The organism is Streptosporangium sp. CA-135522 (genome assembly GCF_050949235.1).
Classification (GTDB): domain Bacteria; phylum Actinomycetota; class Actinomycetes; order Streptosporangiales; family Streptosporangiaceae; genus Streptosporangium.
On the sequence record NZ_CP192026.1, the window covers coordinates 3,942,358 to 3,954,664 of the forward strand.

Genomic DNA, 12,307 nt, shown 5'->3' on the forward strand with positions numbered 1-12,307 from the left:
CCGCTCGGAGAAGCGGCGCGAAGCCCGGTCGCCGACCGGCCGGCGATGCCGGCGGGGTGGCCTGGCTCGCCGGCGGGGCGAGCCAGGCCACCCGGTGCCTACGGCAGGCGCCACACCTGCGCGCCGGTGCCGTTGCAGTCGTAGATCTGCAACTGGATTCCATTGGCGGTGTTGCTGTTCGGCACGTCAAGGCAGCGTCCGGACGGTGGGTTCACCAGCGCCCCGCCGGGTTTCGGCCACCACTGCTGCGCGCCGGTGCCGTTGCAGTCCCACAGCTGGACCTTCGTCCCGTTCGTGCGGCCGCTCTGCGAGACGTCGAGGCAGCGGCCCAGCGCGCGGACCGACCCGTCCGACGCGAGGGTCCACTGCTGGGCGGACGTTGCGTTGCAGTCCCACAGCCGGACCCAGGCGCCGTTGGTTCCGCTGCCCGGATCGGCGTCGAGACACTTGGACGCCAGTCCCGAGATCGCCCCGGACCGCGGCGGCACCGGGCCGACGTCGTACGACGGCGGTGCGTCGCCCGGCGCGCTGCCCCACCCGGCATTCGCCGCCGTGCCGAGAGTGAAGTCGAGCGTGCCGCCACTGGCGACGAACGACTCCGGCAGCCACGGCCGAGTCGAGGTCTGCCCGTTGACCTTCAGGCTCTGCACATACTTGGCGCTGTCGGAGGCGTTCGGCGCGTTGATCGTGATCGTCTTGCCGTTGCCCCTGCTGATGGTGGTCGCCGGGAACTGCGGGCTGGCCAGCACCAGATCGGCCCTGCCGGGTGCCTGGGGGTACATGCCCAGCGCCGCCCAGACCGCCCACGACGACATCTGGCCGAGGTCGTCGTTGCCGACCATGCCGTCCGGGGTCGGCTTGAAGATCGTCGTCAACGCGCGGCGCGTGACGTCCTGGGTCTTGTACGGGGCGCCGGCATAGGCGTATGCCCACGGCGTGTTCAGGGTCGGCTCGTTGCCGAGATAGGCGTACGTCTTGTTCGGCCCGGCGTTCAGCTCGGTGAAGAAGTCGTCCAACCTGGACAGGACGGCGGCGTTGCCGCCCATCGCGTCGAACAGGCCGCGGTGGTTGTAGGGCACCATCCAGGTGTACTGCGCCGCGTTGCCCTCGACGTACTCGTTCTGCTGCACCGGGGTGAACGAGGGGAACGTGGCGTCGGTTTTGCGTGGTTGCAAGTACTTGCTGCCGGAATTGAATAGGTTGCGCCAGTTTTGCGCGCGTCGCAGGAACGTCTCGGCGGTCGCGGCGTCGCCGATCCTGGCGGCGAACTGCGAGATGGCGAAGTCCGCACTGGTGTACTCCAGCGTGGTCGACGCCGAACCCCAGACGTCACCGAGCCCGGTCGGCACGTAGCCGTAGGTGTCGTACTGCAACCAGCCCGGCCGCTGACGCACGTCCTTGGTGCCGGCGACCATCCGGCGCAGCCCGTCCGCCGTGTCGAAGCCGGTCGCCCCGAAGGCGTGCATGGTCGAGACGATGATCGCCAGCGGGTCGCCGTTCATCACCCCGGTGCCGCCGTTGGCGACGGTCCAGCGGTCGAAGTAGCCGCCGTACGCCGCCTGGTTGATCGCGGACTGCGCGACGTCGGCCGCCTCCTTCGGCGCGATCAGCGCGACGAGCGCGGCCTGGGAGCGGTAGACGTCCCAGCCGGAATAGTTGGCGTACTGCGCGCGACCCGCCGGCACGGTGTGGATCTGCCGGTCGAAGCCGATGTAGCGGCCGTCGACGTCACTGAACACGTTGGGGTGCAAGAGCGAATGGTAGAGCGAGGTGTAGAGGACACGCCGCTGCGGATCGGTTCCGCCGGTGACCGAGATACGGCCGAGCAGGTCGTTCCAGGCGTTCCTGGTGCCCGCCTTCACCTCGTCGAATCCCCGCGAACCCTGCTCGGCGGCGAGGTTCGCCTTGGCGCCGTCCAGGCTGACGAACGAGATGCCGACCCGGACCGTGACCGATCGCTGGGTGCTGGTGTCGAATGAGACGAACGCGGCCGCGGCGAGCGGCCGGACATCCTCGACCGTGGCGGCGGCGCGTGCCTTCTCCTGCAGTTTCGCGCTCTTCGGCGCGGGCGGGGCCGCACCCTTGCTGCTGCCCTCGATCGTCCGCTCGCCCTGGTCGACCTTGCCATCGGCCGAGGCCACACCGGCGGTGGCGAAGGGGTGGTCGAACACGGCGTGGAAATACAGCCGGTAGCGGTTGCCGGCACCGCAGAAGCCGCCGCTGTCGGTGTATCCGGACATCGTGTCGGTGCCGATGGTGAGCGACCCGCTGGCCGCGTTGAAGGCCTTCGCGACATCCACCGAGAGCGAGGCGCGCTGTCCCGCCGGATAGGTGAACCGGCCCATTCCGGACCGGGGGGTCGCGGTCAGCTCGGTCCGCAGACCGTTGTCGAACCCGACCGAGTAGTAGCCCGGCGAGGCGGACTCGTTGGCGTGCGTGAAGGTCGAGTAGCTGACCGGGGACGAGCCGAGCACCGGCATGAACGGGATGTTGCCGAAGTCACCGCACCCCGGGCCGGATAGGTGGGTCAGGCTGAATCCCCTGATCCGGTTGTCGTCGTAGTGGTATCCGCCGTGCTGGTAGGTCACCGTGTCCGGGCTCCACTGCAACATGCCGAACGGGGCGTCGGCACCGGGGAAGGTGTTGCCGGCGCCGCCGCCGTGCCCGAAATCCGGGCCGCCGGGCTTGGTGCCGACGAACGCGTTGACGTACTGGGCGGGATCATCGATCGCGAGTGACTCCGCGGCGACGCCGGCGGCGGAAGTCGGTGGTCCGATGACAGCCAGGGCGAGGGCGAACGCGACTAAGGCGCGCACTGTGTGCCTCCTGGGGGGTGACAACGCCTGACAGGGCCTGAGCATTCACGCGGGAGTTAAGACAACGTTGTCTTAACTAGGGCAATTGACCGGATAGTCGAATGGGCGTAACCCGCTGTCAATAGAGATCACCGATGTTTCTTTTCCGGCACAGGTCAAAGCTCCGCTTACGGCGTCCGAGGGGACCGGCGAACGGCTCCGTCAAGGTTGCGGACCGATCACAGCCGACAGGGCGCTCTTGACAACGATGTCTGCAGATGATGGCCGGAAGGCCGTACGGGACGCGCCGCTCACCTGACGTGAGACGCCTGTCCGCGTCTTCGGCGCTCTTCGGCGGCTCGCCGCTCAGGGCTTCAACGGCTCGATGCCGCGGCGGATGAGCCTGGTGTCGATCACGGTTTCCGACGGCCAGGAGGCATCCCCGCCGATCCGCTCGAAAAGCCGTACGGCGGCCGCGCGGCCGAGCTCCTGGACGTCATAGGCGATCACGGTCAGCGGGCGTGGCATGAGCGTGGACAGCTCGAAGTCGTCGAAGCCCACCAGCGCGGCGTCGTGGCCGCGCCGGCAGAGCTCCTGGATGGCGCCGACGGTGATCCGGTTGTTTCCGGTGAAGAACGCGGTGGGCGGATCGGTGCCGTCGAGCATGTTCGCGACCGCTTCGGCGGCCTCTTCGGGATGCGCGGCCCCGACCCGGACCAGGGAGTCGTCGTAGGGAATGCCCGCTCCGGTGAGCGCCGTGCGCACGCCGGCCAGCCGTTCACGCGCGGTGTAGATGGTCGACGAGTCGGTGATGACGCCGATCCGGCTGTGCCCGGCCGCCAGCAGGTCCTCGATGCCGGCCTGGGCCCCCCGCGCGTTGTCGATCACCACGCTGTCGGCCAGGATGCCGGACGGCGGTCGGTCCAGGAAGACCATCCGCATGCCCATCTCCGCCTCGGACCGCGTGTAGGAGTGATCCGACCCGGCGGGCACGATGATCAGCCCGTCCACCCGGCGCTGGCACAGCTCGAGGAACTGCCGGTGCTCCAACTCGGGATCCTCCTCCGAGCTGACCGTGATCAGGTGGGTGTCGTGTGAGCGCGCGACCTTGGCCACCGCCGCCGCGATCACCGAGTAGAAGGGGTTGGCCAGATCCTCGATGATCAGCCCGATCGTCGCGGTCCGTCTGCCGGAGCGCAGTGAGCTGGCCATGTCGTTGCGTCGGAACCCGAGCTCGCCGACCGCGCTGAGCACCTGCTCGACCAACTCGGGCCGCACCGTCGGCACGTTGTTGATGACCCGGGAGACCGTTTTCACGCTGACGCCGGCCGTGGCCGCCACGTCGGAGATCGTCGGCCTTCGCGGTCTGTCCTGCCCACCCACCGGAGTCCTCCTGACGAGGTCGCGCTCTTGTCATCACGGCCGGCGCCATCCGTGATGACGGGTGTGCGATAACGATGTCCTGACCAAATGTAGTGCTCCGGTTCACAGGTGAGCGTGGGCCTGCCCGGTGCCGGTGGGTGAAGCCGGGGTGGTGGAGTCGCCCGGCCGCCCGGGATCGGGGCCGGCACGGGCGAGCGCGCCCGGTGGACGGCGCCGTGACCGGGGGTTCGGTGGCCGAGCCCGCCGCCTGGACGGGGGCGGGGGTCTCGGCGACTTCTGGATCTTCGGGGCCGGGTGAGGTGACGCCGGGCGATTGAAGTGGAGACAACGTTGTCCCAGCAGGAAGTCGAGCCGATGGCACCGGCGGTATTGCGTGTTGTCGGCAAAAGTCGCTGACTGTTCCGCTTATCCGCAGTTCAAAGACCCTATTTCGGTTCCGGAAGAAGTCCGGGAAGAAGGCGGCGAAGGTCACGGGGAGATCACAGCTCCTCGGCCATACTTGACAACGATGTCTGTAGATGAAGACCTTTAGGCGGCAATGTGCGATGCGTCACAGTCGACCACCAGCTGGCGAGGACGGATGCCTGAACTGCGCCCCATCCCCCTGACCGCCAACCAGCCCCGGCACTTCTACCGGGGTGGCGGCAACATCGGCCGCTTCCGGGGAGCAGCTCCCCCCGACGACTACCGGCCGGAGGACTGGGTGGGGTCGGCGACGTGCCGGTTCGGCGCCGATGCCCTCGGGCTCACGGTCCTGCCCGACGGCCGTACGCTGCCCGCCGCGATCGCCACCGACCCGGCCGGATGGCTGGGACCGGCACACCTGGACCGCTGGGGAGACACCCCGGCCCTGCTGGTGAAGCTGCTCGACGCCGGCCAAAGGTTGCCGGTGCACTGCCATCCGAGCCGGGACTTCGCCGGCGCCCACCTCGGCAGCGCCTTCGGCAAGACCGAGGCATGGCTGGTCGTGGACGTGCCGGAGGGCGGAGAAGGGCAGGTCTATCTCGGTTTCCAGGAAGAGGTCGCCGAGCGGCGGCTTCGCGAGTGGTCTCGCGTCCAGGACCGGATGGCGATACTGGAGGCGACCAACCCGGTGACGGTCCGGCCGGGCGACGCCGTGCTCGTACCGGCCGGGCTGCCGCACGCCGTGGACGCCGGAGTCTTCCTCGTCGAGATCCAGGAGCCGACCGACTTCAGCGTGCTGATCGAGTGGGCGGGATTCGCGCCGTACGGCGGCACGGAAGGGCACCTGAGACTCGGTTGGGACACGGCGCTGCGCTGCGTGGACCGGCGCGCGTGGTCCAAGGAGGAGATCGCCGGGCTCGTCCGCCGCCCGTCCGCCCTCGCGGAATCGGCGCCGGGAGTGCGCCGGGTGCTGCCCGAGTCGGCCGACCCCTACTTCCGGGCCGAACTCGTCGGGGCGGGCGCCGAGCTGGCCGAGAGCTTCGCGGTGCTGGTGGTGCTGGGCGGCATCGGAGAGCTCGAGCCCTCCGAAGGTGAGCCGTTACCGCTCAAAGCCGGCGAGACCCTCCTCGTCCCGTACGGATCGGGGCCCGCGACGGTGCACGGCGAGGTCGAGGTGCTGCGCTGCCTGCCCCCCAGCCCCGGCACGCCCCCGGGCGGCGGCGTATGAGCGGGGAGGACACCATGACGCGGCCGTTGCTCGAGGCCCGGGGCGTCGTGAAGAGCTACGGGCAGGTGGACGCGCTGCGCGGCACCGACTTCGCCCTGTCGGAGGGTGAGGTCGTCGCCCTGATCGGTGACAACGGCGCCGGCAAGTCGACGCTCGCGAAGATCCTGTCCGGCGCGGAGAGTCCGGACGCCGGGCAGGTCCTGATCGACGGGAGACCGGTCCGGTTCGAGTCGGTCGAGCAGGCCCGTGCCATGGGAATCGAGACCGTCTACCAGGACCTCGCACTGTGCGCCGACCTCACGCCGGCCGCCAACTTCTTCCTCGGCAGGGAGGTGCTGCGTTCGGGATTGTTGGGCCGGCTCGGCTTCCTCGATCACGCCGCGATGCGGACCCGGACACGGCAGGAGTGCGAACGCCTCGGGGTCCTGCTCAAGTCGGACTCGGTACCGGTGTCCACGCTGTCCGGTGGCCAGCGGCAGGGTGTCGCCGTCGCCCGCGCGGTGACCTGGGCACGCCGGGTGGTGTTCATGGACGAGCCCACCGCGGCACTCGGCGTGGTGCAGACCGGCCGGGTGCTGGACCTGATCCGCAGCGTGCGCGACACGGGGGTGGCGATCGTGTTGATCACCCACAACATGCAGGACGTCAGGGCGGTCTCGGACCGCATCGAGGTGTTGCGCCTGGGACGCCGGGTGGCGCGTTTCGCCACCGCCCGGGTGTCCATGGAGGAACTCGTCGGTGCGATGACAGGCGCGCTGGAGCAGGATCTCGCCGCGGCGGACGGCGACGAGCCGCGACTCCCCGGACCGGGGAGCATGGACGGGGAGCGGCACAGATGAGCGCATCCGGCCGTTCTCCCGGCTCCGAACGGACCCGGGTGGATGATTCCGTGGCGGGCCAGGCTGCCGGGCGCGGCCGGCCACCACTGCCGAGGCTGCGTGAGCAACTGCTGACGGCCCAGGTGGTCTGGATCGGCCTGGTGCTGGCCGGGCTGCTCATCACCTTCTCCGTGCTCAGGCCCGACAGCTTCGCGACCTCCTTCAACCTGCTCAACCTGGTCAGCGACGCGGCCATCCTCCTGCTGCTGGCCACCGGCATGACATACGTGATCATCACGGCGGGCATCGACCTGTCGGTCGGCGGGGTGCTGGTCTTCTCCGGCGTCACCGCCACCACGGTGATGGAGGCCACCGGTGGTGAGTCGGCGGGTTCGCTGCTGCTGGGCGCCGTTACGGCGGTGCTCACCGGGCTGGCCTGGGGGGCGCTCAACGGCGTGCTCGTCGCGTACGGACGGATCCCGTCCCTGATCGTCACGTTGGGCACGCTCGGCATGTCGCTGGGCGGGGCGCTGCTGATCACCGGCGGGGTCGACATGCGGGCGCCCGGCGAGCTCAACCTGGGCCTCGGCCTGGACAGGTTCGCCGGGGTGCCGCAGATCGCCTGGATCTCGGCCGTGATCACCGCGGTGCTGGGCGTGGTGCTCGCGCAGTGCCGGTTCGGCCGCCACACGTACGCGAGCGGCTCGAACATGGAGGCCGCGCGCCGCTCCGGAGTCCTGGTCGACCGCCAGCTGGTCAAGGTGTACGGGCTGGCCGGGACGCTGGCCGGGCTGGCGGGCTATCTGTCCCTGGCCAAGTACGGGATCACCGGGGTGTCGGCGCACTCCACCGACAACCTGCAGGCGATCGCCGCCGTGGTGATCGGAGGCACCAGCCTCTTCGGCGGCGTCGGCACCGTGGTCGGCACGGTCATCGGGGTGTTCATCCCGGCGGTGCTGCAAAACGGCTTCCAGATCCTCGGGGTGAAGCCGTTCTGGCAGCAGGTGGTGGTCGGCGCGGTGCTCATCGCCGCCGTCTACCTCGACCAATGGCGCCGCAGGGCGCGCGATCACTGACAGCGGCCTCGACGGAACCCGGCGGGCACGACAGATGCGACAGGCACGACAGGAAGGCAGACGATGCGCAAGGTGACCAGCCTGACCATGGCGGCGGTGCTCGCGGTGGCCGTCACGGCCTGCGGCGACGACGGAGGCTCCGCCGGTGGCGGCGCCGCGAAGACGAAGGTGACCCTCGTGCAGGGCCTGGCGGGTGAGGAGTTCTACGAGACGATGGCCTGCGGAGCCAAGGCCAAGGCCGCCGAGCTCGGCGTCGACCTGCAGGTCCAGGGGCCACAGAAGTTCGACCCGATACTGCAGACCCCGATCGTCAACTCGGTGGTGGCGAGCGGTCCCGACGCCATGCTCATCGCGCCCACCGACGTCAAGGCGCTGGTCGCGCCGCTGACCCAGGCGAAGAGCGCCGGCATCAAGATCATCCTGGTGGACACGGTGGTCGAGGAGCCGAGCATCGGACTGTCTCGGATCAGCACCGACAACGCCAAGGGCGGCGCGGCCGCGGCCAAGGCGCTGGCCGAGCAGATCGGTGACAGGGGGAAGGTGCTGGTCGTCTCGACCGATCCGGGCGTCAGCACGGTGGACGCCCGGATCGCGGGCTTCGAGCAGGAGATCAAGGCCGGCCACCCGAACGTGGAGTACGTCGGCGTGCAGTACTCCCACAACGACGTCGGCGAGGCCAGCAAGATCGTGAACGCGGCGCTGGCCAAGAACCCGGACCTGGCCGGGGTGTTCGCCACCAACCTCAACTCCGCCACCGGCGCGGGCTCGGCCCTGCAGCAGGCGGGCAAGCTCGGCAAGGTGAAGATGATCGGCTTCGACGCGGGACCGGCGCAGGTCAAGCAGTTGCGCGACGGTGTCGTCCAGGGCCTGATCGCCCAGCTTCCCGGTGACATCGGCGCCAAGGGCGTCGAGCAGGCCGTCGCGGCGGTCGAGGGGCGGCCGGTGAGCGCCTCCATCCCGACCGACGCCACCATCGTCACCAAGGAGAACATCGACAAGCCCGAGATCCAGAAGGTGCTCTACAAGGCCGGCTGCTGAGACCCGGAACCCGGGAGGAGGAACGGAGGAACATGGTCCGGATCACGGTCTTCGGCGAGAGCCTGGTCGATCTGGTCGCCACCCCGGACGGCCGGCACTTCCGGGCCGACCCCGGCGGCAGCCCCGCCAACGTCGCCGTCGGGCTGGGCCGCATGGGAGTCTCGGTGACGCTGGCGACCGGTCTGGGCGACGACGCATTCGGCCGTCTGGTCGCCGCGCGTCTGGTCGCCTCGGGGGTGACGGTGGAGGCCCAACCCGCCCCGTTCACCGGTCTGGCCATCGTGTCGGTCGACGGGGCGGGTGTCCCCTCGTACGACTTCGCGTTGTCCTGGGAGCCCGCGGCGCCCGTGCTGCCGCCGGACACCGCCGTACTGCACACCGGATCGCTGGCCGCGGCGCTACCGCCGGGGGACCGATCGGCCGAGGCCGCGATGGCCGGGGCACGGGCGACGGCCATCGTGACCTACGACCCCAACATCAGACCGGCGCTGCTCGGAGACCGAACGTCCGAGCGTCGCCGGGTCGAACGGCAGGTGGCGCTCAGCGACGTGGTCAAGGCCAGCGACGAGGACCTCGGGTGGCTTTACCCGGGGGCCGATCCGGTGGGGATCGCCCGCGCGTGGCAGCGCTCCGGGCCCGCGCTCGTCGTGCTCACCCGGGGGCCGGGCGGCTGCGTCGCCGTCACCGCCGCCGAGCAGATCCACCGTCCCGCCCCGGCCGTCGAGGTGGTCGACACCGTAGGTGCCGGGGACGCGTTCATGTCGGGCCTGCTGTCCGGGTTGCTGGCGGCCGGATTGCTCGACCCCGGGCGGCGGGCGGAGCTCGGCCGGGCCGACCGGGCCCTGCTGTCCGGGCCGCTGACCCGCGCGGTGACGGCCGCCGCCATCACCTGTGCCCGCGCGGGGGCCGACCCGCCCACCGCCCTGGAACTCGAGGACGCCGGCCGAAGAACGCCGGCGGAGCCGTTCGCGAGCTTCCCTCCGACACGGAAGTCGGGGACCTGACCTGCGAAGAAGAAACAGCCGCACCGGCGGCACCGACCAACGGCGGACCTCCCCACCCCCCGAACGACGCGCCCGTCCCGCTGCGGCAGGTCGTTTCCCGCCGTGAACGACCGTTCGAAGTCCGGCCCGGGACGGCGCGGACGAAAGGATCAGCCATGCGACGGAACATCAGACGGTTCTTCGCCGCCGGGCTCGGGCTCGCCCTCACCGCCGGGTTGACGATGGCGACGGCAGCGCCGGCGCGAGCCGAGTCGAACGGCGGAGTGCGGGTCATGCCGCTCGGTGACTCCATCACCGACGGGTTCAACGTGCCCGGCGGCTACCGCAACAACCTGTGGCAGCGGATGGCCTCGGGACAGTACACGGTCGACTTCGTCGGGTCCGGATTCAACGGGCCGGCCGGCCTCGGCGACCACGACCACGAGGGCCACTCGGGGTGGCGGATCGACGAGATCGACGCGAACATCGTCGGCTGGCTGCAGACCTCCGCCCCGCGCACCATCCTGCTGCACATCGGCACCAACGACATGGGCCAGAACCGCGACGTCGCCAATGCGCCGGCTCGGCTGTCCGCACTCATCGACAAGATCCGCGCCAATGCGCCGACGGTCGAACTCTTCGTCGCGCAGATCACGCCGGCGAGCGATCCAGCGCTGGAGGCGCGGGTGCAGGCGTTCAACGCGGCCATTCCCGGCGTCGTCTCGCAGAAGGGGCCGATGACTCACCTGGTCGACATGCACTCCGGGTTCACCACCGCCGACCTCGCCGACGGCCTCCACCCGAACGAGGGCGGCTACGACAAGATGGCGGCGCGCTGGTTCTCCGCGCTGCAGTCCGTACCCGGCAGCCTCACTCCGCTGGTCGTTCCGCCGGTGGGCGTCGCCGTCTCGCTGTCCAACCCGCAGTCGAACCGTTGCATGGACGTCTACGGGGCCGCTACCACCCCCGGTGCGCAGATCATCATCTGGGACTGCCACGGCGGGACCAACCAGCGCTGGACCCGCACCGCGGCCGGTGAACTGCGCGTCTACGGCGACCGCTGCCTCGATGTGAACGGCAACGGCACCGCCAACGGCACGAAGATCCAGATCTGGACGTGCAACGGCGGGGCGGCGCAGAAGTTCACGTTCAACACGAACGGCAGCATCGTGGGCGCCGGGTCGGGCAAGTGCGTCGACGTGACAACGAGCGGGACCGCGAACGGGACACTGGTCCAGCTATGGGACTGCAACGGCACCGGGGCACAGCGCTGGTCCGTACGATGAGCGCCGCCGCGGACGCACCCGCGCGCGGGTGCGTCCGCGGCGGCGGGGCGGCACGTCCGGGCCGATCCGCCGCCCGGCGGGCGTCGTGCTCGTGATCCGGGCGCATCCGCTGGTGCGATCGTTGTTTTCGGGATACTCTCCGGGTCCCCCGGAAGCGGTCGCCGGCATCGCCTGACCGCCCCTCGTGGACGGAGGACGGACATGGACGTCACGGCTCCGGACCTTCCCTCCGAGCCGGCCCGGTCCGGACGTCTCCCGAAGGCCTACGACGCCTTCGTCTCCTACTCCCACAGAGCCGACGGCCTGTTCGGTCCCGCCCTCCAGCGCGGACTGCAGCGGCTGGCCAAGCCCTGGAACCAGCGCCGCGCCATGGAGGTGTTCCGGGACCAGACGGGCCTGGCCGCCGGCCCGGCCCTGTGGCCCGGCATCCAGGCCGCCCTGGACGCCGCCCGCTGGTTCGTCCTGCTCGTGCTCGCCGTCACGGCGAGCGTCCTGGCCGCCGTCAGGACCGTCACCGTCGTCCGGCAGCGCGACGCCGCCATCTCCCAGGTGGCGGCCATCAGCAGCGCCCGGCTTCCCGACACCTCTCTCGCGGCGCAGCTCAGCCTGGCCGCCTACCGGATCTCCCCGACCGTCGAGGCCCGCAGCGCCCTGCTGTCGTCGCTGGCCCGCCCGGTCGGCACCCGGCTGCTCGGGCACGGTGACCAGGTGAACGCCGTGGCCGTCGCCCCGGACGGACGTGTCGCGGCGAGCGCCTCCCGGGACGGGACCGTGCTGCTGTGGGACCTGGCCGACCCCGCCCGTCCCCGGCCGCCGGCGGTGCTGACCGGCCACACCGACCTCGTCGCCGCGGCGGCCTTCAGCCCGGACGGGCGCTTCCTCGCGACGACCTCCGCCGACCACACCGTGAAGGTGTGGGATCTCACGGCCGAGTCCCCGGCACTCCACGCGACCCTCACCGGCCACCCCGACTGGACGCTGGGCGTCGCGTTCCGCCCGGACGGCGGCGTCCTCGCGACCGGATCGCGGGACGGAACCGTACGGCTGTGGTCCGTGGACCCCGGATGGACGGCCTGGCGGCTCTGCGAGCAGGTGGGAGCGGCCACCACCCGAGAGGAGTGGGCGCAGTATCTACCCGCCGTGCCCTATGACCCGCCGTGCCCGTGACGCCGTACCTGTGACGCCCTGCCCTATGACCCGCCGTGCCCGTGACGCCGTGCCCCGCGCCCTTGCCGGAAAGGGGCCGGCCGCCGAACCGGCGGCCGGCCCCTCGGGCTCGCGACGAACGGGACGGG

The 12,307-nt window shown here is 70.7% G+C and carries 9 protein-coding genes; 7 read left to right on the plus strand and 2 right to left on the minus strand.

Annotated features, from left to right (window positions below; translation table 11 throughout):
- Positions 1-98: 98 nt before the first annotated feature.
- Both ACQPYK_RS18430 and ACQPYK_RS18435 read right to left on the minus strand, forming a co-directional pair.
- The gene (locus tag ACQPYK_RS18430; protein WP_433256762.1) at positions 99-2,816 is read right to left on the minus strand and encodes a lectin; all 2,718 of its coding nucleotides are present in this window, start codon (positions 2,814-2,816) and stop codon (positions 99-101) included.
- 345 nt (positions 2,817-3,161) lie between these two features.
- Positions 3,162-4,178: a LacI family DNA-binding transcriptional regulator gene (locus ACQPYK_RS18435; RefSeq protein WP_433256764.1), complete on the minus strand. Its 1,017-nt coding sequence runs from the start codon at positions 4,176-4,178 to the stop codon at positions 3,162-3,164.
- A gap of 580 nt (positions 4,179-4,758) precedes the next feature.
- Here ACQPYK_RS18435 and ACQPYK_RS18440 point away from each other — a divergent pair.
- The 7 genes from ACQPYK_RS18440 to ACQPYK_RS18470 all read left to right on the plus strand — a co-directional run bounded on the left by ACQPYK_RS18440 (position 4,759) and on the right by ACQPYK_RS18470 (position 12,179).
- Positions 4,759-5,811 carry a class I mannose-6-phosphate isomerase gene (locus ACQPYK_RS18440; RefSeq protein WP_433256766.1) on the plus strand — a complete coding sequence of 351 codons (1,053 nt, stop codon included), beginning with the start codon at positions 4,759-4,761 and terminating at the stop codon, positions 5,809-5,811.
- Between the two features lie 14 nt (positions 5,812-5,825).
- A complete protein-coding gene (locus ACQPYK_RS18445) occupies positions 5,826-6,650 on the plus strand; it encodes an ATP-binding cassette domain-containing protein (protein ID WP_433256767.1) in 825 nt (274 codons plus the stop codon).
- Between the two features lie 50 nt (positions 6,651-6,700).
- Positions 6,701-7,705 carry an ABC transporter permease gene (locus ACQPYK_RS18450; protein ID WP_433256768.1) on the plus strand — a complete coding sequence of 335 codons (1,005 nt, stop codon included), beginning with the start codon at positions 6,701-6,703 and terminating at the stop codon, positions 7,703-7,705.
- A 63-nt stretch (positions 7,706-7,768) separates the two neighbouring features.
- The gene (locus ACQPYK_RS18455; protein ID WP_433256770.1) at positions 7,769-8,743 is read left to right on the plus strand and encodes an ABC transporter substrate-binding protein; all 975 of its coding nucleotides are present in this window, start codon (positions 7,769-7,771) and stop codon (positions 8,741-8,743) included.
- 32 nt (positions 8,744-8,775) lie between these two features.
- Positions 8,776-9,747 (plus strand): carbohydrate kinase family protein, encoded by a 972-nt coding sequence (locus tag ACQPYK_RS18460; protein ID WP_433256772.1) that lies wholly within the window; start codon positions 8,776-8,778, stop codon positions 9,745-9,747.
- Between the two features lie 155 nt (positions 9,748-9,902).
- Positions 9,903-11,012 (plus strand): RICIN domain-containing protein, encoded by a 1,110-nt coding sequence (locus ACQPYK_RS18465; RefSeq protein WP_433256774.1) that lies wholly within the window; start codon positions 9,903-9,905, stop codon positions 11,010-11,012.
- A gap of 201 nt (positions 11,013-11,213) precedes the next feature.
- Positions 11,214-12,179, plus strand: a complete 966-nt coding sequence (locus tag ACQPYK_RS18470) for a WD40 repeat domain-containing protein (RefSeq protein ID WP_433256775.1) — start codon at positions 11,214-11,216, stop codon at positions 12,177-12,179.
- The last annotated feature ends 128 nt before the right edge of the window (positions 12,180-12,307 follow it).